This window comes from Yersinia sp. 2545 StPb PI (genome assembly GCF_052217125.1).
Classification (GTDB): Bacteria; Pseudomonadota; Gammaproteobacteria; order Enterobacterales; family Enterobacteriaceae; genus Yersinia; species Yersinia enterocolitica_E.
In genome coordinates this window covers 4,554,798-4,581,206 of the sequence record NZ_JAZGPY010000001.1, presented here as the reverse complement: position 1 = coordinate 4,581,206, position 26,409 = coordinate 4,554,798, and the positions used below count along the sequence as shown (strand labels likewise).

The following is a 26,409-nucleotide window of genomic DNA, read 5'->3' as shown; positions in this document are numbered from 1 at the left end:
TCAGCTTTCCACATTCTTTTCGTTTAAGTAAATCGGTGGTAATTATTCCGCCACGTCTGTTACTTGATGAGGGAGATAATATAGAAAGCTGTCTTAACTTCACATCAGATAAACGAACCAATCTATGTGGGAATATTCCTACAAAAACTGTGTATCTATAAATCATATCTCAACTTATTGTATTTAAATGGTTTTTTTATTTAAAATAAAACAACTAATGGGATCTTTCTTGTTGTTTTTGTTAAAAAATCTTGGTTTTGCTGTTTTCTAGCACCTAAAAATAGCTTTTCAATATAATTTTACTGGTTATTTTGTAAAGTTTAGTGGAGTATTTGTATAGAAAGTATAGATAAAATCATGAGGGATATAATATCCATAATATTATTTATTAAAAATAACCTTATAGCATGAGGATTACGTCAGATGAGAGCCACTGGACTAAAACTGAGTTATTGCGCCGCCAGAAAGGTGGCGCATCACTAACTTAGTTACGATATAACACTTTAATAATGTGATATCCAAACTGGGTCTTAACCGGTCCATAAGGTTGCAGCAGTTCGCAGCTAAATACCGCTTTATCGAAAGCTGGGACCATATCCCCTTTATTGAACTCGCCCAAATCGCCGCCATTACGTTTTGACGGGCAGTTAGAGAATTTTTTCGCTAACTCTTGGAAATTTGCACCGTTATTCAATTGCGCCAGAATATCGTTTGCCTGCTTTTCATCATCAACCAAAATGTGCAGTGCAGAAGCTTTGTTTGCCATAGTAACAATCACCACTAAGTTATTTAGACTACATAGTTATTTGAACGAAGGTTATCTTCAATAGGGCTTGAAGCGCGCCAGTGTAGCGTATTTTGGTCGTAATGGGGCCACTGCGGCGAGCGTTTTACAAATCAAAAACAGCAGGTGGTTTTTTTTCGCCGACCGCTTTCTGCTACAATCCTGTTCCCCCGTTAACCCACTGAGCTTCCGAGTGCCATGCGATTAAATCCCAGCCAACAACAAGCCGTCGAATTCGTTACTGGCCCCTGCCTGGTGTTGGCCGGTGCGGGATCGGGCAAAACCAGAGTTATCACTAACAAGATTGCCCATTTGATCCGCCAGTGTGGCTATCAACCGAAACATATTGCGGCGGTGACTTTTACCAATAAAGCGGCGCGTGAAATGAAAGAACGTGTGGCGCAAACATTGGGGCGTAAAGAAGCACGTGGCTTGATGATAGCAACCTTCCATACTCTGGGATTAGAGATTATCAAAAAAGAGTATGTGGCGTTGGGGATGAAATCCAACTTCTCGCTGTTTGATGCACAGGACCAATTGGGGCTATTGAAAGATCTGACCCACAAGTGGTTGGAAGACGATAAAACGTTACTGCAACAATTGATATCCCAGATCTCCAACTGGAAGAATGATCTGCTCTCGCCAGCGGCGGCTGCGGCACTGGCGCGATCCGAGCGTGATAAGCTGTTTGTGCATTGCTACGGCTTATATGACGCCCATTTGAAAGCCTGCAATGTGTTGGATTTCGACGACCTTATCACCCTGCCGACACTGCTGCTGCAAAACAATCTGGACGTGCGCGAACGCTGGCAAAATCGTCTGCGATACCTACTGGTCGATGAATACCAAGATACCAATACCAGCCAATATCAAATGGTTAAATTACTGGTGGGCAACCGGGCGCGTTTTACCGTAGTCGGTGATGATGACCAATCTATCTATTCATGGCGCGGAGCGCGACCACAGAACTTAGTCTTATTGAATGAAGATTTCCCGCAATTGCAGGTGATCAAGCTGGAGCAAAATTACCGCTCCTCGGGCCGTATTCTAAAGGCGGCAAATATTCTGATTGCCAATAACCCCCATGTTTTTGAAAAGAGACTCTTTTCTGAGCTGGGTTATGGCGATGAGCTGAAAGTGATCACTGCCAATAATGAAGATCATGAGGCGGAAAGAGTGATCGGTGAGCTTATCGCCCATCACTTTGTCAAAAAGACTCAATACAGTGATTACGCCATTTTGTATCGCGGTAACCATCAGTCGCGGTTGTTCGAAAAGCTACTGATGCAAAACCGTATCCCTTATCGTATTTCGGGAGGCGATTCATTTTTCTCGCGGCCAGAGATCAAAGACCTATTGGCGTATTTGCGGGTATTGACCAATCAGGACGATGACAGTGCATTTTTACGTATCGTGAATACACCCAAGCGTGAGATTGGTTCAACGACCGTGCAAAAACTGGGGGAATGGGCCAATTTACGTAATAAAAGCCTGTTTCGAGCCAGTTTTGATTTGGGATTAGGCGAGCATCTGAAAGGCCGTGGTCTGGAGTCATTGCAGCGTTTCACGCACTGGATAGATAGTATTATTCGGTTGGTAGAACGTGAGCCAGTGGCGGCAGTACGCGATCTGATTCACGGCATCGATTATGAAAGTTGGTTGTTCGAAACTTCTCCCAGCCCAAAAGCAGCAGAAATGCGGATGAAGAACGTTAATCTCTTATTCAGTTGGATGACTGAAATGCTGGAAGGCTCTGAGCTGAATGAGCCGATGACACTCACTCAGGTCGTTACACGTTTTACCCTACGCGACATGATGGAGCGGGGAGAAAGTGATGAAGAAGTGGATCAAGTGCAATTAATGACCTTGCATGCCTCCAAAGGGCTGGAGTTCCCTTATGTGTTTTTGGTTGGCATGGAGGAGGGCTTGCTGCCGCATCAAAGCAGTATCGATGAAGATAATGTAGATGAAGAGCGGCGCTTGGCCTATGTGGGTATCACCCGCGCCCAGCGTGAGTTGTTCTTTACCTTGTGCAAAGAGCGGCGGCAGTATGGTGAGCTGATTCGGCCGGAACCCAGTCGCTTTCTGATGGAGTTACCGCAAGACGACTTGAAATGGGAAGATGAGCGCAAAGCTGTTAGCCCGGAAGAGCGGATGCAGAAAGGCCAGAGTCATCTGGCCAATATTCGTGCGCAATTAGCGAATGCGAAGAAACAGTAGTGAAAGCTAAGAATTGCCACGAAGGCGAAAACAGTAACGGGCAGTGTCTTGGTCTGCCCGTTTTTACCCCGCTAAGGCGTTACGGGTTTGCCATCGACAGTCACGTTTTTCACGTCGCTGAAGTGCCAAGGGGTATCACCCCGTAACTCAGTAAAGACCACGTTATTAAATTCACTGTCACGTAAATCACTGATAGCGGTTGGGTTTACCTGTTTCAATTGCACATTGTTGACATGTACCAAACGGTGCCAGGCTTGGTTTGCCGTATCGCCTTTGATTTCAATCGCAGCGTTTTTGCCGGTTATATTATCTAATGTCACATTGTTTACTGTGAAATCATAGAATTGAGCCGGTATTTTAGCTGGTGGATAGTCGATATTGGCATTACTGTCGGCATAGTCCAGCGTCATCACTACCGCCTGTTTGGCCAAATCGCGCATGGCATTATTACGGAATGTCACGTTACGGGCGCCACCACCAATGGTGCTGGTGCTCTTGGCACGCAGGCCAATATCGGTCAGATACATCACGTTGTTTTCCGCCAGAATATCCTCAATCCAGGCACCGGTATGGCTACCGGTTACAATGGCACCGTGGCCCATACGGAAATAGTTATTAAACAGCCATGCACCTTTCATCGGCTCTTGCTGCTGTGCTTTTTCTCCAGTACCGGCAGCAAAATTGATGCAGTCGTCGCCAGTATCAAAGAAGTTATTAAACACCATTACATTTTGGCTATTACCAAACTCGATACCATCACCGTTGTTTGCATCATAGGTTTGATGAATTAAACCGTTGGCGACCACGTTGTGGTTTTCCAGATTCATAATGCCGTGGAATGCGGGGTTACGTACGGTAAAACCTGCCAGATAGACGTTCTCTACACCGCGCAATGTCATCAGGCTGGAGCGACGTTGACCATAGGCATTTTTCAAATCCATACCATCAGAAACAGCCTTCTCAACCTGATTTTTAGCCAGAATCCCATCTTCATGCACTTTGCTGTTTTTGCTCGCCACATATTGTGGCAATGGATGACCTAGCTCATCGGTCACTTCAGCCGTTTTTGCCCGTTGCCAGCCATTACCATCAATCACCCCCGGACCGGTAATACGGATGTTGCGGAAAGTCCCTGGTGTGCTTTTATTCGGGTCAATGGCATTGATCAGTGAGGCTGGGCGCTCAATGGTGGAATAGGGATATAAACGGTAACCCGCTGGATAATCATCAGGGTTCTCTGAGCCTAATAGTGTTGCACCTGCTTGCAGGTTGAGGGTCATATCACTTTTTAGCCACAGCGCGCCACTTTTGAAAGTACCCGCGGGGATTTCAACCCGGCAGCCTGGCTTACAACTATCGATTGCCTGTTGGATCGCCTTGGTATTCAATGTCTTGCCATCATCAACTGCGCCGAAGTCGCGCACGTTGACGATTTGTGGTTTGGCGCTGGTTTTTGCCGTAACAAGATTACTGGCAGCGGATAACGAGCCATCAGCATATTGGGCTTTTACCGTGAATTGATAGCGGGTATCGGGTTTCAGGCCATCAACGGTGAAGTTTTGTAGCACAATCTTATGCTGGAAATTATCTTTATCATTGGCATAAAAGTGATCGATATAGGGCTTGGCGGGAGAGAATTTATTATTGTTATCACTGGCTTTACCCAGCAGCTTTCCAGCAGAATAAATTTGATAATCGACAATTTTACCTGTGTCTTCTGGTGCTTTCCACACTAATACAATAGTGCTCTCATCATAAGCGAGAGTAGGAACCTGAAGCTGTTGAGGGGCATCGTGGGCACTTGTTTTAGCTGCAATTGCCGTTGGGGTGCTGGCTATCAGACTGGACATCATTACCAACATAGCCAAGCTATGTGGACGTTGAAGCTGTGCTCGCATTGTTACCTCTTCCAAAAAAGAAACGTCGTTTTATAAAAATACACACAATGTTTCTTTTTTAAGCTGAGGATGATCACAATCTGATGGTTTTGTAGAGATTTCAGTGTGAAGGATAAGGGGATAGGGCGACCCAGGCCGCCCAACAGCAAAGAATTTAATTAAGTTCTTCTAATGACAGTGGCCATTGGACATAGCTTTGCCAATGGCTTTCCTGTTCCAGCGCCTCTGCTCGATAAGGGTGCTGTTGTAACCAGCCATGGGGTAGCAGCACATAAAGAGCCTCGCCCGTGGCCCGAAGCCTGACGGCTGGTAAGGTATCATCCCGCCGACGGCTGGAGAAAATAATCGACAGACGCAGGATTCGACACAGATGCTGTGCCATATTCACCGGCAATGCATTCTGCTGATTCAACAGGGACAAATCGAGAGTATCACTCTGGTTTTGCAACAATGCGGACAGTAATAGCTTTTGCGCGGGGGTAAAACCGGGTAGGTCTAGATTGCGGATCAGATAAGCAGCATGTTGGGGAGCATGTTTAAAATCGACACTTAGACCAATTTCATGAATCAAACAGGCATTTTGCAATAACTCCCGACATCGACTATCGAGTTGCCACTCTTTTTCTACCTGTAGCAAAAAATTATCGGCCAACTTGCTCACGCGCTTGGCTTGTTCGATATCGAGTAAATAACGGCGCTGCAAATTGCGCACTGTCCGGCTACGAATATCTTGCTCGACCGGTAAATGAAGCATGCCGTAGACTAGCCCTTCGCGCAGCGCGCCGCCAGCCAGTGTCATACTGTCAATTGCCAGTTCCTGAAATATCGCAATCAAGATAGACAAACCACTGGGGAAAACCAGCGCTCGCTCTAGTGTTAAACCGGGAATCTCCAGTTCTTCCAACTTGCCGCACTGAATGGCTCTCTGCTTGAGCTGTTGTAATTTGGCCAGCGTGATCAGTTCATCCATGCCCTGAGCAACCATAATTTCTTGTAGGGCCTGAACCGTACCCGATGCTCCAACACAAATTTGCCAGCCATGGTCACGAAAACGTTTCGCGACCGGTTTGATCATCTCACGAGCAGCCAGTTCCGCACGCTCAAAATTGTCTTTTGCCAGATTGCGATCGCTAAAATAACGTTCCAGCCAGGTGACGCAACCCATTGATAAACTGACGAGAATGTTCGCTTGAGCACCATTGCCGGTGACCAGTTCGGTGCTACCACCGCCGATATCCACCACCAGCCGCTGCTCCGGCCCACCGGTGGTATGTGCCACACCATGATAAATCAGACGAGCTTCTTCTTCGCCACTGATGACCTGAATCGGACAACCAAGAATGTCGATTGCAGTTTGCAGGAACTCTTCAGCATTTGAGGCAAGACGCAGGGTTGCAGTTGCAACCACCCGGATCTGGTCCAAAGGAATGTCCTGCAAACGTTCTGAAAAGAGCTTCAGACATTGCCAGCCGCGTTCCATCGCTTCTTGTGATAAATGGTTTTGACTATCCAGACCCGCAGCCAGACGGACTTTCCGCTTGATTCGGGCCAACGTCTGGATACTGCCTGCCACCTCACGTACTACCAACATATGGAAACTGTTGGAGCCAAGATCGATGGCAGCATAAAGTGAGGTGGAACTTAGCATCATTTATCAGCTCGGTCGCTTACGGTTATTCCGTGGTGCACCACTGCGACGTGGGGCAGAGTTACGGCGTGGACCATTCCCGGTACGGGTACGGGCCAGACGTTTTGGCGCCGGCAAATCAGTTAATAGCGCATCGCTATTATATTTGCTTACCGGAATGCTATGACCGGTGTAGGTCTCGATAGCCGGTAAGTTTAACGCGTACTCTTCACATGCCAGGCTGATAGAATGACCACTTTCGCCAGCACGACCGGTACGGCCAATGCGGTGAACATAGTCTTCACAGTCGTCAGGTAGGTCATAGTTGAACACATGGGTGACCAGTGGAATGTGCAAGCCACGGGCGGCAACATCGGTAGCAACCAGAATATCCAAATCACCTTTGGTAAAATCTTCCAAAATACGAAGGCGTTTTTTCTGTGCCACATCACCGGTCAGTAAACCAACACGATGACCATCAGCAGCCAAGTGACCCCAGATCTCTTCACAACGATGTTTGGTATTGGCAAAAATAATACAGCGGTCTGGCCACTCTTCTTCTATCAACGTCTGAAGCAGACGCATTTTTTCTTCATTTGAAGGGTAGAACAGCTCTTCCTGAATGCGGTGGCCGGTTTTTTGTAACGGTTCCACTTCAACATATTCAGCGTTATTCATTTGTTCGAATGCCAATTCACGTACCCGGTACGAGAGTGTGGCAGAGAACAACATGTTTAAACGTTTATCAACGGAAGGCATACGGCGGAACAGCCAGCGGATATCTTTAATAAAGCCCAGATCGTACATCCGATCAGCTTCATCCAGAACCACAACCTGAATCGCACCGAGGTTAATATAATTTTGTTTCGCGTAGTCGATTAAACGGCCAGTAGTACCGATCAGAATGTCAACGCCACTTTCCAGCACTTTAAGCTGTTTATCGTAGCCGTCACCACCATAAGCCAAGCCTAATTTCAGGCCAGTCATCTGGGAAAGTGATTCCGCATCGGAGTGAATTTGTACTGCTAATTCACGCGTTGGTGCCATAATCAATGCGCGTGGTTGATTAGTCTGGCGACCCTCTTCAGCCGGGTGAGAAAGCAAATAATGGAAAGTAGACGCTAAGAATGCCAGCGTCTTGCCGGTACCTGTTTGCGCCTGACCCGCTACATCACGCCCAGAGAGGGTGAGTGGCAATGCTAACGCCTGGATCGGCGTACAGTTATGAAACCCTTTGTTTTCAAGAGCTTCTATAACTAGCGGGTGCAGGGCGAAGTCGGAAAACTTCAGTTCGGTCAAGTGTGTTTTGCTCATAGTGTGGTAGAATATCAGCTAACTATTGCTTTACGAAAGCGTATCCGGTGAAATAAAGTCATCCTATTGTTGGTTAATGCTACACCAACGAGGTAGACACAATCCTTTGGAGTAGAACATGAGCGATAAAATTATTCACCTGAGTGACGACAGCTTCGACACTGACGTGCTGAAAGCCAGCGGCCTGGTTCTGGTCGATTTCTGGGCTGAATGGTGTGGTCCGTGCAAGATGATTGCTCCGATTTTGGATGAAATTGCTGAAGAGTATGAAGGCAGACTGACCATCACTAAATTGAATATTGATGATAATCAGGGCACGGCACCGAAATACGGTATCCGTGGTATCCCTACACTGTTGTTATTCCGTGACGGTGAAGTAGTGGCCACCAAAGTGGGTGCCTTGTCTAAAGGCCAGCTTAAAGCCTTCTTGGATGCAAATCTGTAAGCGGTATTAGCCGTCAATACCCAAAGTCGTTGGCGTTGCAGCAAGTGAACTTCGATGATCTGACTAAGGTTAGTGATTCGGGCGACAAATCTGTCAGAAGCAGATTTGAGCACTGTTTGCCGCGGGCTCAACGAGGTGAGGTTCATGGATGGGCTGAGTTGTAATAGCGGCTAACACGGCTGTGGCTGCAAGGCTGTAGGGTATGTTTAGCGGCAGTTGTGATTTCTCACACTGACCGCTAGACGCCTGCAAAGAAGCGTGTTAAGTTTACTCTACTGCATATAGAACATTCCTGTGTATCGAGTCCGGGTTTATAGCATCTAGCTTATTCTTTAGTATCTAATTTACTCTTTAGCATCTAATAAATAGTCTGTAGCACCTAAATAGTTTGAATCTAAAGCTTTACTCTATGTCGAAATAATGTGTGTTGAGAATGATTATGAACTCAATCAGTTTTTTGACAGTCTAACGGTTTTACAAATCAGTCTAAGGTACCTTCAATCTTTTGACCGTTGTGTCGCGCAAATCCCGCGTAAGTCATTACTTGCGTAGTTTGTTCAAGGCCGGTGATTGAATGTCCCATTAAACAGGCACGGATGACGCTGCCATACCATTCACGACCATAGTTCGAGACATACCCCGAGTTTAAGAACCCACCATTATGAATCTTACCGAATTAAAGAACACGCCGGTTTCTGATCTGATAACACTTGGCGAAAATATGGGGCTGGAAAACCTGGCCCGGATGCGTAAACAAGATATTATTTTCTCTATTCTTAAGCAGCACGCGAAAAGTGGAGAAGATATCTTCGGTGACGGTGTATTGGAGATATTGCAGGATGGATTTGGTTTCCTCCGCTCTGCAGACAGCTCCTACCTCGCCGGTCCCGACGACATCTATGTATCCCCAAGCCAAATTCGCCGTTTCAACCTTCGCACTGGTGATACCGTTGCCGGTAAGATTCGTCCGCCGAAAGAGGGTGAGCGTTATTTTGCATTGTTAAAAGTTAACGAAGTTAACTACGACAAACCGGAAAACGCCCGTAACAAAATCCTGTTCGAAAACTTAACCCCATTACATGCCAACTCTCGTCTGCGCATGGAACGTGGTAATGGTTCGACAGAAGATTTAACTGCCCGTGTACTTGATTTGGCCTCGCCAATCGGTCGCGGTCAACGTGGTCTGATTGTGGCACCGCCTAAAGCGGGTAAAACTATGCTGTTGCAGAACATCGCTACCAGCATTGCTTACAATCACCCTGATTGCGTCTTGATGGTATTGCTGATTGACGAACGTCCTGAAGAAGTGACTGAGATGCAACGTCTGGTTAAGGGTGAAGTTATTGCTTCCACTTTTGATGAGCCAGCATCCCGTCACGTTCAGGTAGCTGAAATGGTTATCGAGAAAGCGAAACGTCTGGTTGAGCACAAAAAAGACGTTATCATCTTGCTGGACTCCATTACTCGTCTGGCCCGAGCATACAACACCGTAGTTCCTGCTTCAGGCAAAGTGCTGACAGGTGGTGTGGATGCTAACGCCTTGCATCGTCCTAAGCGTTTCTTTGGTGCTGCACGTAATGTTGAAGAGGGCGGTAGCCTGACTATCATTGCCACGGCATTGGTTGATACCGGTTCTAAAATGGATGAAGTTATCTATGAAGAATTTAAAGGTACCGGCAACATGGAACTGCATTTATCGCGCAAAATTGCCGAAAAACGTGTGTTCCCAGCCATCGATTTCAACCGCTCTGGTACACGTAAAGAAGAGCTGCTGACCACCACTGAAGAGCTGCAAAAAATGTGGATCTTGCGCCGTATTCTTCATCCAATGGGTGAAATCGATGCGATGGAGTTCCTCATCAGTAAACTGGCAACAGCGAAAACTAACGATCAGTTCTTCGATAATATGAGACGTTCGTAAGTCGAGTAAAATCAGTCAAAACGCCACGCATAGTCGTGGCGTTTTTTGCTTTTGGAATATACGATAGTTGGGTTTGTTATCCATTAAGTGATGGGCATTCCATAATTTATGGCTATTTTGGTAGTTATTCTCATTACCAATGAGAAAATAGCAAAAAATAGAGTTGGGAATAACAAGCAAGGCTGTCATCATATTCGGAAATAACTGAAAGCGTGGGGAAGGCATGGTATGTGCCAAGCCGCATGCTAAGCTGTCGTATCATTTTTGCAGAGAGCGGTTAAACGTGAACTTACTCACTATGAGTACTGAGATATTTGTTATATTCCTGTTTTCTCTGGCATTTTTATTTGTTGCTCGCAAAGTTGCCAAGAAAATCGGACTTGTTGATAAACCTAATTATCGCAAACGTCACCAAGGGTTGATTCCATTAGTGGGCGGAATATCCGTGTTTGCGGGTATTTGTTTTACCTTTCTGATAACCAATCAGCAGATCCCTCATTTCCGACTCTATCTCGGTTGCGCCGGTTTATTGGTGTTCATTGGTGCTTTAGATGATCGCTTTGATATCAGTGTAAAAATCCGTGCCTTTGTTCAGGCATTGGTGGGTATCGCCATGATGGTAGTCGCAGGGCTCTATTTGCGGAGCCTGGGACATGCTTTTGGTCCGTGGGAGATGTCATTAGGGCCATTTGGCTATGTCGTCACACTGTTCGCGGTGTGGGCAGCGATAAATGCTTTCAATATGGTGGATGGTATTGATGGTTTACTGGGGGGGTTGTCTTGTGTCTCTTTCGGTGCCATGGGTATTCTATTGTATCAAAGCGGGCTGATGGCATTGGCATTATGGTGCTTTGCCATGATAGCCGCTATCTTGCCTTATATTCTGTTAAACCTTGGGTTATTAGGGCGTCGCTATAAAGTCTTTATGGGTGATGCGGGCAGTACGCTAATTGGCTTCACCGCTATTTGGATGTTGCTGCAAACCACACAAGGGAATTCCCATCCGATTAACCCGGTGACTGCATTATGGATTATTGCAATTCCATTGATGGATATGATTGCCATCATGTACCGACGTTTACGTAAAGGAATGAGTCCTTTCTCACCAGACCGTCAACATATCCACCACTTGATTATGCGTGCCGGTTTTACCTCACGGCAGGCATTTGTCTTAATTACACTGGCGGCAGCGTTGTTAGCGGCGATTGGTGTTATTGGCGAAAGGCTGACATTTGTCCCTGAATGGGTGATGTTGGCATTATTCTTGCTTGCATTTCTGTTGTATGGCTACTGCATTAAACGAGCATGGCGTGTGGCACGTTTTATCAAACGGATGAAGCGTCGGATGCGTCGTGCATCGCAAAATAAGCATGAATCTTAACCTGAGGCTTTTAGGCAGTGATGAAACCAGAATCGATGTCGACTGATAAAACAGGGTCTACCCATAATGAGCCTACTGTGGATAACGAATTAGATATCCGCAGCCTGTTCCGTACTCTTTGGCGCGGTAAGGTGTGGATTATCGGTATGGCAATTCTTTTTGCTGCAATCGCGCTGGGTGTTTCCTATCTGGTGAAACAACAGTGGAGTGCAACAGCCATTACTGACCGGCCAACAGTCAATAATTTGGGTGGTTTTTATTCTCAGCAGCAGTTTTTACGTAATCTGGATACTCGCATCAATAGCGGAGTTGCCAGTGAGCAACCCGGTATCTCTGACGAAGCTTATGGTGAGTTTATTACCCAACTTGCGGCTTACGATACCCGTCGTGATTTCTGGCTGCAAAGTGATTACTACAAACAGCGTCTGGAAGGTGATGCCAAGGCTGATGCCGCATTACTGGATGAGCTGATAAACAATATTGTTTTCACCCCACGCGATGACAAGAAAATGCTGAATGACAGCATTAAATTGACGGCAGAAACGGCCAGTGATTCCAATAAATTACTCCGTGGTTATATTGATTTTGCCAGTCAGCGTGCAGCTAGCCATTTGAATGATGAGATTCAAGGGGCATGGGCGGCTCGTACTCAATCGATGAAAGCACAAGTTAAACGGCAAGAAGCGGTCGCTCAAGCGGTGTTTGATCGTGAAGTGACGGCAGTTAAGCAAGCATTGAAAGTCGCAGGTCAGCAAGGAATTAACCGAAACCAAACAGATACTCCGGCAGAGCAGTTACCAGATTCCAAGATGTTTATGCTGGGTAAACCGATGCTTGAAGCCCGTTTGGAAACATTACAGGCTACCGGACCAAGTTTTGATATTGATTACGATCAGAACCGTGCCATGCTGGCAACATTGAACGTCGGTCCAACGTTGGATAAAACGTTCCAGACATATCGCTACTTACGTACACCGGAAGATCCAGTTACCCGTGATAGTCCGCGCCGTATTTTCCTGCTGATTATGTGGGGTGCGATTGGTGCACTGGTTGGGGCTGGGGTGGTGTTGGTTCGTCGTACCAGTATACCAGCGTAATTCATTGGCGTTGCCGTCGGGTAAAACGGCCATGTAGCAGCGCCAGGTAAAAAGAGTATAAATCGTTAATGGGCGCATTGTGCGCCCAACTTGCAGGCATTGTCTGCGGCTAACTGACCTTAAAGAGATTCACTGTGAAAGTGTTGACTGTTTTTGGCACCCGGCCTGAAGCCATTAAGATGGCTCCTCTGGTGCATGCCTTGGCTCAGGATGAAGCCTTTGAATCGAGAGTCTGCGTGACGGCCCAGCATCGCGAGATGCTGGATCAAGTGTTACGCTTATTTGAGATTCAACCGGACTATGATTTAAATATCATGAAACCGGGACAGGGATTGACGGAAATAACCTGCCGTATTTTGGAAGGGTTAAAGCCTGTTCTAGCAGAATTTAAGCCAGACGTTATTTTGGTTCATGGCGATACGACCACGACACTATCAACCAGCCTGGCAGCATTTTATCACCGTATTCCTGTCGGCCACGTCGAGGCTGGATTGCGCACAGGGAATCTCTATTCTCCGTGGCCGGAAGAGGCCAACCGTCAACTGACGGGGCATCTTGCTATGTACCATTTCGCGCCGACCGAGAATTCCCGCCAAAACCTGCTCCGTGAGATGGTGCCGGCGAACCGCATTTTTGTCACCGGCAATACGGTGATCGATGCGCTGTTCTGGGTGCGGGATCGGGTGATGAATAACCCGGAGTTACGCTCCAGCCTGGCGCAACGCTACCCGTTCCTTGATACCAGTAAGAAGATGATTTTGGTCACGGGTCACCGTCGTGAGAGCTTTGGTGGTGGTTTTGAGCGGATTTGCAGTGCGTTAGCTGAAATTGCCCTTAAGCACCCCGAGGTGCAGGTGGTTTATCCGGTGCATCTCAACCCGAATGTCAGTGAGCCGGTCAATCGTATCTTGAAGGGTATTGATAATATCATTCTGATTGACCCGCAAGATTACTTGCCATTCGTTTATCTGATGAACCACGCTTACCTGATCTTGACCGATTCTGGCGGTATTCAGGAAGAAGCGCCTTCATTAGGTAAGCCGGTGCTGGTGATGCGTGATACCACCGAACGCCCGGAAGCAGTCGATTCCGGTACGGTTCTGTTGGTTGGCACTAATATTAATAAAATTGTCGATGCAGTGACCCGCTTGCTCACTGATGAAACTGCCTATCATCAAATGACACGGGCGCATAATCCTTACGGTGACGGGCATGCCTGTCAACGCATCCTTGAAGCTTTAAAGAATCATCAGGTGACGTTATGAGTTTTGAAACTATTTCTGTTATCGGTCTTGGGTACATTGGTCTGCCAACTGCTGCTGCTTTCGCGTCGCGCAAGAAGAAAGTGATTGGGGTTGATGTCAACGCCCATGCTGTTGAAACCATTAATCGCGGTGCTATCCATATCGTGGAGCCGGATTTAGATAAAGTGGTGAAGATTGCTGTTGAAGGCGGTTACCTGCAAGCGGTGACCAAACCGCTGGCAGCTGATGCGTTTCTTATTGCCGTACCGACACCGTTTAAAGGCGATCACGAACCGGATATGGTTTATGTTGAATCAGCCGCTAAATCTATCGCCCCAGTATTGAAAAAAGGTGATCTGGTCATTCTGGAATCCACCTCTCCAGTTGGTGCGACTGAACAAATGGCCCAATGGCTGGCTGAAGTGCGCCCGGACCTGAGCTTCCCACAGCAAGCCGGTGAAGATGCTGATATCAACATCGCCTACTGCCCTGAACGTGTGTTACCTGGTCAGGTCATGGTCGAACTGATTCAGAATGACCGTGTTATCGGTGGTATGACGCCGAAATGCTCCGCCCGTGCCAGTGAGTTGTATAAAATCTTCCTCGAAGGCGAATGTGTGGTGACTAACTCCCGCACCGCTGAGATGTGTAAGCTGACGGAAAACAGCTTCCGCGACGTTAACATTGCTTTTGCCAATGAGTTGTCACTGATTTGTGATGAGCAGGGCATCAATGTGTGGGAACTGATTCGCCTGGCGAACCGTCACCCACGCGTGAATATTTTGCAGCCAGGTCCAGGTGTGGGCGGTCACTGTATCGCGGTTGATCCATGGTTTATCGTTTCACAGAATCCACAATTGGCACGCTTGATCCACACGGCACGTTTGGTGAATGACGGCAAACCATTGTGGGTGGTGGATCGGGTTAAAGCCGCCGTTGCTGATTGTTTGGCTGCCACCAATAAGCGCGCCTCTGAAGTAAAAATTGCCTGCTTTGGCTTGGCATTTAAACCCAATATTGATGACCTGCGTGAAAGCCCGGCAGTCGAAATTGCCCATTTGATCGCCGAATGGCATATCGGCGAAACATTGGTAGTTGAACCTAATGTTGAGCAACTGCCAAAATCACTGGCAGGTCACGTGACACTGAAAGACACCGCGACTGCGTTGCAGCAAGCGGATGTGCTGGTGATGTTGGTCGATCACCGCCAATTCAAAGCAATTAAACCTGAAGATGTGAAGCAATCGTGGATTGTTGACACCAAAGGAGTATGGCGTTGAGACGTATTCTAGTCACAGGCGGGGCCGGTTTTATCGGCTCTGCGGTGGTAAGACATATTATCGATGGCACTTCAGACAGCGTAGTGGTGGTGGATAAGCTCACTTACGCCGGTAATCTGGAGTCACTGGCTGTTGTCGCCCAGAACGAACGTTATGCGTTTGAGCAGGTAGATATCTGCGATCGCGCCGAATTGGATCGGGTTTTTGCGCACTATCAGCCGGATGTGGTGATGCATCTGGCGGCAGAAAGCCATGTGGACCGCTCGATTGATGGCCCAGCGGCCTTTATCGAAACTAACGTGGTGGGCACTTACACCCTGTTAGAAGCGGCGCGCCATTATTGGCAGCAACTGCACGCTGAGGCGAAATTAGCATTTCGCTTCCACCATATCTCAACTGATGAGGTGTATGGCGATCTGCATGGTACGGATGATCTGTTTACTGAAACCACACCTTATGCGCCAAGCAGCCCTTATTCAGCGTCTAAGGCGTCCAGTGACCATTTAGTTCGTGCCTGGTTGCGGACTTATGGCCTACCGACACTGGTAACTAATTGCTCAAATAACTATGGTCCATATCATTTCCCTGAGAAGTTGATACCACTGGTTATTCTGAATGCACTGGCGGGTAAACCGTTGCCGGTGTATGGCAATGGCGCACAGGTACGCGACTGGTTGTATGTCGAAGACCACGCGCGGGCCTTGTATCAGGTGGTTACCGAAGGTGTGGTGGGCGAAACATACAATATTGGCGGCCATAATGAGCGCAAAAATATTGAGGTGGTTGAGACCATTTGTACACTTCTGGATGAACTTATCCCCGCCAAACCGGCCGGAATTGTGCATTACCGTGACCTGATTACTTATGTCAAAGACCGTCCAGGCCATGATATGCGCTATGCCATCGATGCCGGCAAAATTGAGCGGGAATTAGGCTGGCGGCCACAGGAAACCTTCGAAAGTGGCATCCGCAAAACCGTATTGTGGTATTTGAATAATGAATCGTGGTGGCGGCGGGTTCAGGATGGTTCTTACGCGGGTGAGCGTTTGGGCTTAAGTGACTGACGATAGGTTCGTAGTCTATTAATCACTGGGATGACGTCATCCAGTAGTTTGCATGATGTTTTGCCTGTGTATAACGTCTGCCTGATGGTTTCAGGAGATTGTATGTTTCAGGAGATCGTATGAAAGGCATAATTCTGGCTGGTGGTTCTGGTACCCGTTTGCACCCCATCACCCGTGGCGTTTCTAAGCAACTGCTTCCCGTCTATGATAAACCGATGATTTACTATCCGCTGTCAGTGCTGATGCTGGCAGGGATCCGTGACGTCTTGATTATTTCCACCCCAGAAGATTTGCCGTCGTTTCAGCGCTTGCTGGGTAATGGTGATGAGTTTGGTATTCATCTGAGTTATGCCGCACAACCGAGTCCCGACGGATTGGCACAGGCATTTATTATCGGGGAAGAATTTATCGGCAATGAACCTTGCTGCTTGGTTCTTGGCGATAATATCTTCTTTGGTCAAGGTTTTAGCCCGAAACTGAAACATGTGGCGGAAAGGACCAAAGGGGCAACCGTTTTCGGTTATCAGGTGATGGATCCCGAGCGTTTTGGTGTGGTGGAGTTTGATGACAATTTCCGCGCGTTGTCTATCGAAGAGAAACCAAGTCAGCCTAAATCCAAATGGGCGGTGACCGGGCTTTATTTTTATGATAACCAAGTTGTTGATTTTGCTAAAAAAGTTAAACCATCGTCGCGTGGTGAACTGGAAATTACCAGTATCAACCAGATGTATCTGGAACGTGATGAATTAACCGTTGAGCTCTTAGGCCGTGGTTTTGCCTGGCTGGACACAGGAACGCATGACAGCCTGATTGAGGCCAGTACCTTTGTACAAACCGTTGAAAAACGTCAAGGTTTCAAAATTGCCTGTCTGGAAGAGATCTCCTGGCGTAATGGCTGGTTGGATGATGACGGTGTCAGGCGTGCGGCGACTGCACTAGCCAAAACCGGTTACGGCAAATATCTATTGGATCTGTTACATGCCCGTCCACGCCAGTATTGAGCCCTTGGACTGGGAAAGTGAATTTTTCCAGCGCCACAGTGCAAAACTGATTTTCTCCGACTCAGCCCCGCAGCTTAATCCGGCTGAGTTGGACGCTTTTACGCTTACCCAAGCTAAAGTACCTACCCATCGCCTTGATCTCATTGACTCTCTTGGTCAACTTGATTTCCATCTGGTTGAAGGAGAAGTCGATCTCTCGTTAGCCATTGATGTAAAAAATGTAATTGGCACGGAAAATGCTTTATCTGAGGCAGATGTCACTGTATCCAGACACCGAGTTGCAACGGCGGCGGATATCCCGCAATTGCGCAGCGTCGCCACCAATGCCTTTGCATTAAGTCGTTTCCGTGCGCCGTGGTATGACCCGCAGGACAGTGGCCGATTTTATGCATTGTGGGCAGAAAAAGCCGTATTGGGCACGTTCGACCATCAATGTTTATTGGTGACTGATACGTTGGGCCAGCCAGCGGGGTTTGTGACGCTACGAGACTTGCAAGATGGCAGTGCGCGTATTGGCTTGTTGGCGGTATTCCCCGAGGCACAGGGTAAAGGTGTTGGTTCATCGTTAATGTCGGCGGCAAAGCAGTGGTGCCAGAGTCATGGGTTACAGCGATTACGGGTAGCCACACAGATGAGCAATATTGCTGCTTTACGTCTTTATATTCGCAGTGGTGCTGCTATTGAGAGCACCGCGTATTGGTTATGCAGGGGATGAGATGATTCCATTTAACGCTCCACCGGTAGTAGGCACCGAACTTGGTTATATGCAGGCCGCGATGGCTAGCGGTAAATTATGCGGTGATGGTGGGTTTACCCGTCGCTGCCAGCAGTGGATGGAGCAGCGTTTCGGGTGCCCGAAAGTTTTACTGACACCTTCTTGCACCGCCTCACTGGAAATGGCTGCGTTGTTACTGGATATCAAACCCGGCGACGAAGTGATCATGCCGAGTTTCACCTTTGTTTCCACCGCGAATGCCTTTGTGCTGCGTGGGGCAAAAATGGTGTTTGTCGATATCCGCCCAGATACCATGAATATCGATGAAACCAAGATTGAAGCGGCGATTACCGATAAAACCAAGGTTATCGTGCCAGTCCATTATGCAGGTGTTGCCTGTGAGATGGATACCATTATGGCGTTGGCGAAAAAGTATAATTTGTTTGTGGTAGAAGATGCCGCTCAGGGCGTGATGTCCACCTACAAAGGCAAAGCGTTGGGGACTATTGGCCATATCGGCTGCTTTAGTTTCCATGAAACCAAGAATTACACGGCTGGCGGTGAAGGTGGCGCGACGCTCATTAATGACCCGTTACTGATAGATCGCGCTGAAATCATTCGCGAAAAAGGTACCAACCGTAGCCAGTTCTTCCGTGGGCAGGTCGATAAATATACCTGGCGTGATATCGGCTCTAGCTATCTGATGTCTGACTTACAGGCCGCGTATCTGTGGGGCCAGTTGGAAGCCGCAGAACAGATTAACCAACGCCGTTTGGCGCTGTGGCAAACCTATTATGATGCTTTCAAACCGTTGGCTGATGCTGGGCGCATTGATTTGCCAGTGATCCCCGGTGATGTGGCGCAAAATGCGCATATGTTTTATATCAAACTACGCGATATTGACGATCGTTCTAATTTTATCAGCTACTTAAAAGAAGCTGAGATTATGGCGGTATTCCATTATATTCCGTTGCATGGTTGCCCGGCAGGTGAGGCATTTGGCCGTATGGCGGGTGAAGACCGCTTTACCACTAAGGAGAGTGAGCGTCTGGTTCGCTTGCCTATCTTCTTTAACCTGACTGATGTGAATCAGAAAACGGTCATTAATACTGTTCTGAGTTTCTTCGCCTGATATGTCTCTGGCAAAAGCATCGATTTGGACTGCTGGCTCTACGCTGATTAAAATCGGCGTAGGGTTGTTAGTGGTTAAGCTGCTGGCGGTGACCTTTGGTCCCAGCGGCGTTGGGCAGGCAGGTAATTTTCGCCAGCTAATTACGGTATTAGGCGTGCTCTCCGGCGCGGGTATCTTTAACGGTATTACTAAGTATGTTGCTGAATATCATCAACAACCTGAACGTTTACGTGCGGTGCTGGGTACCTCTTCAGCGATAGTGTTGGGGTTCTCCACTCTGCTGGCGTTAATTTTTTTGCTGGCAGCTAAACCTGTTAGTTTTGCGTTATTCGGCCATGGGGATTACCAGAATGTGGTGCGCGCAGTGGCGCTTATCCAGATGGGTATTGCCTACGCCAACCTGTTTCTGGCGATCCTCAAAGGCTATCGCGACGCCATGGGTAATGCGCTGGCGGTGATAGGCGGCAGTCTGATTGGTGTCGTGGCGTATTATCTTTGCTTTCGTATCGGCGGTTATCCCGGCGCATTAGTGGGGTTGGCATTAGTCCCCGCGCTGGTGGTGATACCTGCGGCAGCCATGCTGATTCGCCGCAAGACTATCCCCCTAAGTTATCTTAAACTTAGCTGGGACAAGGCATTAGCCAGCCATTTAGGTAAGTTTACCATCATGGCACTGATTACCTCAGTGACCTTGCCAGTCGCCTATGTGATGATGCGTAACTTGCTGGCAGATCAGTATGGTTGGGATGCCGTCGGGATCTGGCAGGGGGTAAGCAGTATTTCAGATGCTTATCTACAATTTATTACGGCCTCATTTACGGTCTATTTGCTACCCACACTCTCAAGGCTCAAAGCTAAAGCGGATATCTCTCGTGAAATCCTGCGCTCACTGAAGTTTGTCTTACCGGCAGTGGCGACCGCCAGTTTGATGGTGTGGCTGTTACGTGATTTTGCTATCTGGCTGCTGTTTTCGCACCAGTTTACCGCTATGCGTGACCTTTTTGCCTGGCAGTTGGTGGGCGATGTGTTGAAAGTCGGGTCGTATGTGTTTGGCTATCTGGTGATTGCCAAAGCCTCTTTGCGCTTTTACATTCTGACGGAAGTGAGTCAGTTCTTACTGTTGACCGGGTTTGCCCATTGGTTAATTCCAATGAATGGCTCTTTAGGTGCAGCACAGGCCTATATGGCAACTTATATCGTCTATTTTGCGCTCTGTAGCTGCGTATTCATTATGTATCGTAGACATTCATCACCGTAGACACTCTTTACAGTAGAAAAAAATGACAACCCTGATTCATGTACTGGGATCTGATATCCCGCACCATAATCTGACTGTGCTGCGCTTCTTTAATGACGTGCTGGCGACGCGTGCGCCGATAGAACAGGTGCGGCATTTTATGGTCGCGGCAAAAGAGACAGCACCCTTTTCGTCATTCCCTCAGTTGGATATCGAAACGCACAGCAGCAAGAAAGCTTTGGCTGAGGCGGTTATCGCCCGTGCACAAGCTGATCGCAGCACGCGCTTCTTCTGGCATGGTCAGTTTAATGCCACCCTGTGGCTGGCCCTACTGAGTGGCAAAATCAAGCCACGCCAGGTTTACTGGCATATTTGGGGCGCTGATTTATATGAAGATGCCAAAAGCTGGAAGTTTCGCCTGTTTTACCTATTGCGCCGTATTGCTCAAGGGCGGGTTGGTCATGTTTTTGCGACCCGTGGCGACTTAATCCATTTTCAGCAGCGTCATCCTCGGGTGCCCGCATCGTTGCTCTATTTCCCAACCCGTATGGATCCGGCATTGACGGGGGTTAACATCGAAAAGTCGTTAGCTGGCCCGATGACTATTCTGGTGGGGAACTCTGGTGATACCACCAATCGTCATATCGAGGCGTTGCAGGCCATTCATCAGCAATTTGGCCCTGATGCCCGGGTTATTCTGCCGATGGGGTATCCGGCTAATAATGAGCTGTATATCGAGCAGGTCAGGCAAGCTGGGCTGGCGCTGTTTGCCGCAGAAAATCTGCGTCTCCTGACAGAACAGATCCCGTTCGATGATTATCTGAATATCCTGCGTGAATGCGATTTGGGCTATTTTATTTTTAATCGGCAGCAAGGTATCGGCACCTTATGTTTATTAACGCAATTTGGTGTGCCTTTTGTCTTGAGTCGCAAAAACCCTTTCTGGCAAGACTTGGCTGAGCAGCATATTCCGGTACTTTTCTATGGTGACTCATTGGATGAGCCGTTGATCCGTGAGGCACAACGCCAATTAGCCGGGCTGGATAAGCAATCTATCGCTTTCTTTAATCCAAATTATATCGAAGGTTGGCAGCAGGCGCTGGCGTTGGCCGCAGGAGAACACCCATGACGCTGGGGCAATTTGGTGGTCTTTTCTGCGTCTATCTGATGGCAGTTATTTTTATCCTGACATTAACCTATCAGGAGTTTCGGCGGGTTCGTTTTAACTTCAATGTGCTGTTTTCAATGCTTTACCTGCTGACTTTCTATTTTGGCTTCCCATTGACTTGTATGCTGGTGTTTCAGTTCGGGGTCGCGGTGGTGCCGGTTGAGTACTTATTGTATGCAATGCTGTCGGCCACGGCCTTTTATGGCATTTATTATGTGAGTTACAAAACACGCCTGACTAAGCCGCGCAGCCAGCCACGGGCGCCGGTATTCACCATGAATCGGGTGGAAACTAATCTGACCTGGATACTGTTGGCACTGGTGGCTATTGGCACTGTCGGCATCTTCTTTATGCAAAATGGTTTCCTGTTGTTTAAGCTCGATTCCTACAGCAAAATCTTCTCCAGTGATGTTTCGGGTGTGGCACTGAAGCGCTTTTTCTACTTCTTTATCCCGGCGATGTTGGTGGTCTATTTCTTGAAACAAGATATGCGCGCCTGGTTTTTCTTCCTGGCAAGCACGGTGGCGTTTGGCATCCTGACCTATGTTATCGTCGGCGGTACCCGCGCTAATATCATTATCGCGTTCTCATTATTCCTGTTTATCGGTATCGTTCGCGGTTGGATAACCTTGTGGATGTTGGCTGCGGCAGGTGTCTTTGGGATTGTTGGTATGTTCTGGCTGGCCCTGAAACGCTATGGTTTGGATGTGAACGGCGCAGAGGCGTTTTACACTTTCCTCTACCTGACACGGGATACCTTCTCGCCGTGGGAAAACCTAGGGCTGCTGCTACAAAACTACGACAAAATAGATTTCCAAGGGCTGGCACCGATTATTCGTGATTTTTATGTCTTTATTCCCAGTTCGCTTTGGCCGGAGCGTCCAGACTTGGTACTTAATACCGCCAATTACTTTACTTGGGATGTGCTGGATAATCACTCCGGGCTGGCTATCTCTCCAACCCTGATCGGTTCTTTGGTGGTAATGGGCGGGGTGCTGTTTATTCCACTGGGTGCTATTGTCGTAGGATTAATCATTAAATGGTTCGATTGGCTCTACGAACAAGGCAAAGCAGAAAACAACCGTTATAAAGCGGCAATTCTGCAAAGTTTCTGTTTTGGTGCGGTATTTAACATCATTGTATTGGCACGGGAAGGATTAGATTCGTTTGTGTCACGCGTGGTGTTTTTCTGCGTGATTTTTGGTGCCTGTCTGGTACTGGCAAAATTGTTGTATTGGTTGTTCGATACCGCGGGTTTGATAACGCAACAGTTACAGCGTCGGGTTAACAAGCCGAAGCGTTCATCCACTCCTGAAACGGGCCGCCAACTGTAAGGATCGTAATGGAACCGAATACTGTTATTCCAAAATATAATGTCCGTGGTTTCGAGATTTGGGGCTTTCGTGATATGGCTCAAACGCTGGATCATTTGCTAAGCAGCGGCCCGGTGAAGACCGGAACGCTGGTGGCAATGAACGCAGAGAAACTGCTCAAAGCTGAGGATGATGCGGCGTTGCGTGAGTTGATCACCGAGGCTGAATATCTGTATGCCGACGGTATCAGTATGGTGCGTGCGATTCGTCGTAAATACCCACAGGCGAAGCTGTCACGGGTAGCGGGTGCAGATTTGTGGGAAGCACTCATGCAGCGTGCCGGGCAGCAAGGGACGCCGGTCTTTTTGGTGGGCGGTAAACCTAACGTGTTGGCAGAAACTGAAGCTAAATTACGCGCGCAATGGAATGTGAATCTGGTGGGTAGCCAGGATGGCTATTTTACACCAGAGCAGCGCGAAGCCCTGTTTGCGAGAATAGCGGCTAGTGGCGCGGCGATAGTGACTGTCGCCATGGGATCGCCTAAACAGGAAATGTTTATGCGTGACTGCCGTAAGTTCTATCCCGATGCACTGTATATGGGCGTTGGTGGCACCTATGACGTCTTTACCGGTCATGTCAAACGTGCACCTAAGATATGGCAGAACATGGGGCTGGAGTGGCTTTATCGCCTGCTGGCGCAACCAAGTCGTATCCGGCGTCAGTTCAAGTTGCTTAAGTTTGTTGGTTATTATTACAGCGGCCGTCTGTAATATTGTCTTTTGGGCAGGGTTTCACCAACCCTGCTGTTATAAAACCTCTCGCATTTATTCCTTCTACCAATATCATCACGCCTTAATTCCATTTTGGAATCGATTCTTTAATTTTTATTCCATAAAGTTTTAGTTTCCTGTTTGCTAATCTGACCCAGATACGGAAGGATACCGGCCGGTTAGGGTTATGTGCTCATAATCGCCTTTTATTGTGGGTGGTTTCCCTATTCGTTAACTTGCATAAATTAAAGTAGTCATCATTAGGCTGAACACGTTGGTGCAGTCGTTAGATTTTTTTGTGTGAAAAACGTCTATTTTTAATAAAAACAATAGATTAATTAATAAAAACAACCGGGAAAGCCGGAGCAGACACATCATCAGTTCACAGAGGATATATGGCAGATAACGAAGAGAAAAAAGGATTACACCGTGGGTTGGAAGCCCGGCATATCGAACTGATAGCGTTAGGTGGGACAATTGGCGTCGGGTTGTTTATGGGGTCCGCCAGCACCCTAAAATGGGCCGGGCCTTCGGTATTGCTGGCTTATATCATTGCTGGCTTATTTGTATTCTTTATTATGCGGGCCATGGGCGAAATGCTTTATCTGGAGCCGGTTGCCGGCTCCTTTGCCGTCTATGCCCATAAGTATCTTAGCCCCTATTTCGGCTATCTAACGGCTTGGGGTTATTGGTTTATGTGGATAGCGGTAGGGATATCAGAAATTACCGCGATTGGGGTATACGTTCAGTTTTGGTTCCCAGAAATTCCACAATGGCTACCTGCGATTGCCGGGGTGGCCATAGTGGCGCTGGCTAATCTGGCGGCGGTCAGATTATATGGTGAGCTGGAGTTCTGGTTCGCGATGATCAAGGTTACCACCATCATTGTGATGATTCTGGTGGGGTTGGGGGTTATCTTCTTCGGTTTTGGTAATCACGGACAAGCGATTGGTTTTGATAACCTGACAGCCCATGGCGGCTTTTTTGCCGGCGGGTGGAAAGGGTTCATGTTTGCTTTGTGTATTGTGGTGGCGTCCTATCAGGGGGTTGAGCTGGTGGGTATCACCGCCGGTGAGGCTAAAAACCCGCAAGTGACATTAAAGCGAGCCATTAATAATATTTTATGGCGCATCCTGATTTTCTATGTTGGCGCGATATTTGTCATTGTCACTATCTTCCCGTGGAATGGTATCGGCACGGAAGGCAGCCCGTTTGTCCTGACATTTGCCAAGATTGGGATAGTTTCAGCTGCGGGTATTATTAACTTCGTGGTGCTGACTGCGGCACTGTCAGGCTGTAACAGTGGTATGTATAGCGGCGGGCGTATGTTGTATGCACTGGCGAAAAATCGCCAGTTACCTGCCTGCCTGACTAAGCTGTCGGCCAGCGGTGTGCCAGTTTACTGTATTGCGGTGACGATTCTGTGTCTGCTGGTGGGGTCAAGCCTTAATTACATTATTCCAAATCCACAGCAGGTGTTTGTCTATGTTTACAGTGCCAGTGTATTACCGGGCATGGTGCCGTGGTTTGTGGTCCTCGTTAGCCAGCTGCGTTTCCGCCAGGTACATAAAGAAGCGTTAAAGCAGCATCCGTTTAAATCCATCATGTTCCCGTATGTAAACTATCTAACTATCGCTTTCTTGATATGTGTACTGGTCGGGATGGGGATTAACCCTGATACCCGTTTATCTTTGTTAGTCGGGGTGATTTTCCTTGGATTGGTGTCGGCATGTTATTTCGGACTGAGAATGCATAAACACAACGTTGCTGAAACATCTCCAAAGTAATTGGCGTTGTAGGTAGGCCGCAAGCGAATGACGAATCTGCTGGGAACCGATTTGAATGCTGTTTGCAGTAAGTAGTCTTGTAGAGGCCCGGTCCATGGAAGGGTCGGGTACCGAGAGCAGTGAACATCCTTGCGGCTTCAAGTATGAAGGGGATAAAACGTCTATAAAACCAGCGAACAAGGCAAGGGGGGGCTATTAATGGCTAACTTTTGCGGCAGAGTGTGCAAAGCGTAAGCAAACACACCATTTCTTCTAAAAAAGCACTAGACAGCCAAGTATTAAAACCGTAGTATCCTCACCCGCAACGGCGCTAAGCGCCCGTAGCTCAGCTGGATAGAGCGCTGCCCTCCGGAGGCAGAGGTCTCAGGTTCGAATCCTGTCGGGCGCACCATTAATTTTGTGTGCAAGAGCTGCGGTGGTAAGATTGCCGCGTACGACGAAGTAAGCTGTAAAGAAGTTATGGTGGCTATAGCTCAGTTGGTAGAGCCCTGGATTGTGATTCCAGTTGTCGTGGGTTCGAGCCCCATTAGCCACCCCAAATTTTGTGGAACATGCGATGGTGGCGGAATTGGTAGACGCGCTAGCTTCAGGTGTTAGTGTCCTTACGGACGTGAGGGTTCAAGTCCCTCCCTTCGCACCACACAAACATGTAGATATTCATTAATATTTACATGGACATAGGTCGAAAGACCATGTAGAGTCAACAGTAAGAAATCGGCGAGTAGCGCAGCTTGGTAGCGCAACTGGTTTGGGACCAGTGGGTCGGAGGTTCGAATCCTCTCTCGCCGACCAATTTCAGAAGAAACCCCGCAATGCGGGGTTTTTTTTCGTCGGTATAATATCGATTCCCCATCATAGCCCTCTCTTTTCATCCTGTTGTATTGACGGTCGCTAATCCGACCTCACAGTCTGTCCTCCTTGTATTAGAACCTTTGTTGGCACCCTTTGATCAAATTAGTCCTATAGGGTGACCAGACTGGTGATTTATCAGGTAAAAGAATAGGTGTTGGT

At 47.9% G+C, this 26,409-nt stretch carries 20 protein-coding genes and 4 tRNA genes; 20 read left to right on the top strand and 4 right to left on the bottom strand.

Features of this window, described 5'->3' with window-relative positions; translation table 11 throughout:
• Window positions 1-484: 484 nt before the first annotated feature.
• On the bottom strand, window positions 485-766 hold the full coding sequence (gene ppiC, locus V1955_RS21250; protein ID WP_004704164.1) for a peptidylprolyl isomerase PpiC: 282 nt from the start codon (window positions 764-766) through the stop codon (window positions 485-487).
• 216 nt (window positions 767-982) lie between these two features.
• On the opposite strand from ppiC, the gene rep reads away from it, so the two are divergent.
• Window positions 983-3,004 carry a DNA helicase Rep gene (rep, locus tag V1955_RS21245; protein ID WP_083161866.1) on the top strand — a complete coding sequence of 674 codons (2,022 nt, stop codon included), beginning with the start codon at window positions 983-985 and terminating at the stop codon, window positions 3,002-3,004.
• A gap of 71 nt (window positions 3,005-3,075) precedes the next feature.
• Here the strand turns inward: rep and V1955_RS21240 are convergent, their stop codons facing one another.
• The 3 genes from V1955_RS21240 to rhlB form a co-directional block, all read right to left on the bottom strand.
• Window positions 3,076-4,902, bottom strand: a complete 1,827-nt coding sequence (locus V1955_RS21240) for a glycosyl hydrolase family 28 protein (RefSeq protein WP_083161868.1) — start codon at window positions 4,900-4,902, stop codon at window positions 3,076-3,078.
• Between the two features lie 154 nt (window positions 4,903-5,056).
• Complete coding sequence (gene ppx, locus V1955_RS21235; RefSeq protein WP_193784858.1) at window positions 5,057-6,550, bottom strand: exopolyphosphatase; 1,494 nt, start codon at window positions 6,548-6,550, stop codon at window positions 5,057-5,059.
• Window positions 6,551-6,556: 6 nt separating this feature from the next.
• Window positions 6,557-7,843, bottom strand: coding sequence for an ATP-dependent RNA helicase RhlB (gene rhlB / locus V1955_RS21230; protein WP_005190253.1), 1,287 nt, complete (start codon window positions 7,841-7,843; stop codon window positions 6,557-6,559).
• A 118-nt stretch (window positions 7,844-7,961) separates the two neighbouring features.
• Here rhlB and trxA point away from each other — a divergent pair, with 118 nt between their 5' ends.
• The 19 genes from trxA (at window position 7,962) to V1955_RS21135 (ending at window position 26,190) form a co-directional block, all read left to right on the top strand.
• Window positions 7,962-8,288 carry a thioredoxin TrxA gene (trxA, locus tag V1955_RS21225; protein ID WP_004714235.1) on the top strand — a complete coding sequence of 109 codons (327 nt, stop codon included), beginning with the start codon at window positions 7,962-7,964 and terminating at the stop codon, window positions 8,286-8,288.
• A gap of 661 nt (window positions 8,289-8,949) precedes the next feature.
• Window positions 8,950-10,209: a transcription termination factor Rho gene (gene rho / locus V1955_RS21220; protein WP_004704159.1), complete on the top strand. Its 1,260-nt coding sequence runs from the start codon at window positions 8,950-8,952 to the stop codon at window positions 10,207-10,209.
• A gap of 283 nt (window positions 10,210-10,492) precedes the next feature.
• The gene (gene wecA, locus V1955_RS21215; RefSeq protein ID WP_083164000.1) at window positions 10,493-11,590 is read left to right on the top strand and encodes a UDP-N-acetylglucosamine--undecaprenyl-phosphate N-acetylglucosaminephosphotransferase; all 1,098 of its coding nucleotides are present in this window, start codon (window positions 10,493-10,495) and stop codon (window positions 11,588-11,590) included.
• Between the two features lie 20 nt (window positions 11,591-11,610).
• Window positions 11,611-12,687 carry an ECA polysaccharide chain length modulation protein gene (wzzE, locus tag V1955_RS21210; protein WP_193784859.1) on the top strand — a complete coding sequence of 359 codons (1,077 nt, stop codon included), beginning with the start codon at window positions 11,611-11,613 and terminating at the stop codon, window positions 12,685-12,687.
• Window positions 12,688-12,821: 134 nt separating this feature from the next.
• Window positions 12,822-13,952 carry a non-hydrolyzing UDP-N-acetylglucosamine 2-epimerase gene (wecB, locus tag V1955_RS21205; protein WP_083161872.1) on the top strand — a complete coding sequence of 377 codons (1,131 nt, stop codon included), beginning with the start codon at window positions 12,822-12,824 and terminating at the stop codon, window positions 13,950-13,952.
• Window positions 13,949-15,211 (top strand): UDP-N-acetyl-D-mannosamine dehydrogenase, encoded by a 1,263-nt coding sequence (gene wecC, locus V1955_RS21200; RefSeq protein WP_083161874.1) that lies wholly within the window; start codon window positions 13,949-13,951, stop codon window positions 15,209-15,211. The genes wecB and wecC overlap by 4 nt, the downstream gene beginning before the upstream one ends.
• Entirely contained in the window at window positions 15,202-16,275 is a 1,074-nt protein-coding gene (gene rffG, locus V1955_RS21195) for a dTDP-glucose 4,6-dehydratase (RefSeq protein ID WP_442821370.1), read from the top strand. The genes wecC and rffG overlap by 10 nt, the downstream gene beginning before the upstream one ends.
• Before the next feature lie 119 nt (window positions 16,276-16,394).
• Window positions 16,395-17,276, top strand: a complete 882-nt coding sequence (gene rfbA / locus V1955_RS21190; RefSeq protein ID WP_420073276.1) for a glucose-1-phosphate thymidylyltransferase RfbA — start codon at window positions 16,395-16,397, stop codon at window positions 17,274-17,276.
• Window positions 17,254-17,991 (top strand): dTDP-4-amino-4,6-dideoxy-D-galactose acyltransferase, encoded by a 738-nt coding sequence (gene rffC, locus V1955_RS21185; RefSeq protein ID WP_442821369.1) that lies wholly within the window; start codon window positions 17,254-17,256, stop codon window positions 17,989-17,991. The genes rfbA and rffC overlap by 23 nt, the downstream gene beginning before the upstream one ends.
• Before the next feature lies 1 nt (window position 17,992).
• Window positions 17,993-19,123: a dTDP-4-amino-4,6-dideoxygalactose transaminase gene (rffA, locus tag V1955_RS21180; protein ID WP_420073278.1), complete on the top strand. Its 1,131-nt coding sequence runs from the start codon at window positions 17,993-17,995 to the stop codon at window positions 19,121-19,123.
• A gap of 1 nt (window position 19,124) precedes the next feature.
• A complete protein-coding gene (wzxE, locus tag V1955_RS21175; protein ID WP_083161882.1) occupies window positions 19,125-20,381 on the top strand; it encodes a lipid III flippase WzxE in 1,257 nt (418 codons plus the stop codon).
• A 22-nt stretch (window positions 20,382-20,403) separates the two neighbouring features.
• Window positions 20,404-21,489 carry a TDP-N-acetylfucosamine:lipid II N-acetylfucosaminyltransferase gene (locus tag V1955_RS21170; protein ID WP_083161884.1) on the top strand — a complete coding sequence of 362 codons (1,086 nt, stop codon included), beginning with the start codon at window positions 20,404-20,406 and terminating at the stop codon, window positions 21,487-21,489.
• Entirely contained in the window at window positions 21,486-22,862 is a 1,377-nt protein-coding gene (wzyE, locus tag V1955_RS21165; RefSeq protein ID WP_083161886.1) for an ECA oligosaccharide polymerase, read from the top strand. The genes V1955_RS21170 and wzyE overlap by 4 nt, the downstream gene beginning before the upstream one ends.
• Before the next feature lie 8 nt (window positions 22,863-22,870).
• Window positions 22,871-23,611, top strand: coding sequence for a lipopolysaccharide N-acetylmannosaminouronosyltransferase (gene wecG, locus V1955_RS21160; RefSeq protein WP_420073279.1), 741 nt, complete (start codon window positions 22,871-22,873; stop codon window positions 23,609-23,611).
• 395 nt (window positions 23,612-24,006) lie between these two features.
• Window positions 24,007-25,398 (top strand): bifunctional threonine/serine APC transporter ThrP, encoded by a 1,392-nt coding sequence (gene thrP / locus V1955_RS21155; protein WP_083161890.1) that lies wholly within the window; start codon window positions 24,007-24,009, stop codon window positions 25,396-25,398.
• A gap of 314 nt (window positions 25,399-25,712) precedes the next feature.
• Window positions 25,713-25,789, top strand: a tRNA-Arg gene (locus V1955_RS21150).
• A 71-nt stretch (window positions 25,790-25,860) separates the two neighbouring features.
• Window positions 25,861-25,936: transfer RNA gene (locus V1955_RS21145), tRNA-His, on the top strand.
• A gap of 15 nt (window positions 25,937-25,951) precedes the next feature.
• Window positions 25,952-26,038, top strand: a tRNA-Leu gene (locus tag V1955_RS21140).
• Between the two features lie 75 nt (window positions 26,039-26,113).
• Window positions 26,114-26,190 (top strand) — tRNA-Pro (locus tag V1955_RS21135).
• Window positions 26,191-26,409 lie beyond the last annotated feature (219 nt).

Excerpts from the sequence above, each read along its gene's own strand:
- V1955_RS21240 (WP_083161868.1), bottom strand. The coding sequence starts at position 4,902 with ATGCGAGCACAGCTTCAACGTCCACATAGCTTGGCTATGTTGGTAATG.
- wzyE (WP_083161886.1), top strand. The coding sequence starts at position 21,486 with ATGACGCTGGGGCAATTTGGTGGTCTTTTCTGCGTCTATCTGATGGCA.
- ppiC (WP_004704164.1), bottom strand. The coding sequence starts at position 766 with ATGGCAAACAAAGCTTCTGCACTGCACATTTTGGTTGATGATGAAAAG.
- trxA (WP_004714235.1), top strand. The coding sequence starts at position 7,962 with ATGAGCGATAAAATTATTCACCTGAGTGACGACAGCTTCGACACTGAC.
- rhlB (WP_005190253.1), bottom strand. The coding sequence starts at position 7,843 with ATGAGCAAAACACACTTGACCGAACTGAAGTTTTCCGACTTCGCCCTG.
- rffA (WP_420073278.1), top strand. The coding sequence starts at position 17,993 with ATGATTCCATTTAACGCTCCACCGGTAGTAGGCACCGAACTTGGTTAT.
- rfbA (WP_420073276.1), top strand. The coding sequence starts at position 16,395 with ATGAAAGGCATAATTCTGGCTGGTGGTTCTGGTACCCGTTTGCACCCC.
- thrP (WP_083161890.1), top strand. The coding sequence starts at position 24,007 with ATGGCAGATAACGAAGAGAAAAAAGGATTACACCGTGGGTTGGAAGCC.
- ppx (WP_193784858.1), bottom strand. The coding sequence starts at position 6,550 with ATGCTAAGTTCCACCTCACTTTATGCTGCCATCGATCTTGGCTCCAAC.
- wecC (WP_083161874.1), top strand. The coding sequence starts at position 13,949 with ATGAGTTTTGAAACTATTTCTGTTATCGGTCTTGGGTACATTGGTCTG.
- rep (WP_083161866.1), top strand. The coding sequence starts at position 983 with ATGCGATTAAATCCCAGCCAACAACAAGCCGTCGAATTCGTTACTGGC.
- rffC (WP_442821369.1), top strand. The coding sequence starts at position 17,254 with ATGCCCGTCCACGCCAGTATTGAGCCCTTGGACTGGGAAAGTGAATTT.
- wzzE (WP_193784859.1), top strand. The coding sequence starts at position 11,611 with ATGAAACCAGAATCGATGTCGACTGATAAAACAGGGTCTACCCATAAT.
- rffG (WP_442821370.1), top strand. The coding sequence starts at position 15,202 with ATGGCGTTGAGACGTATTCTAGTCACAGGCGGGGCCGGTTTTATCGGC.
- wecG (WP_420073279.1), top strand. The coding sequence starts at position 22,871 with ATGGAACCGAATACTGTTATTCCAAAATATAATGTCCGTGGTTTCGAG.
- V1955_RS21170 (WP_083161884.1), top strand. The coding sequence starts at position 20,404 with ATGACAACCCTGATTCATGTACTGGGATCTGATATCCCGCACCATAAT.
- rho (WP_004704159.1), top strand. The coding sequence starts at position 8,950 with ATGAATCTTACCGAATTAAAGAACACGCCGGTTTCTGATCTGATAACA.
- wzxE (WP_083161882.1), top strand. The coding sequence starts at position 19,125 with ATGTCTCTGGCAAAAGCATCGATTTGGACTGCTGGCTCTACGCTGATT.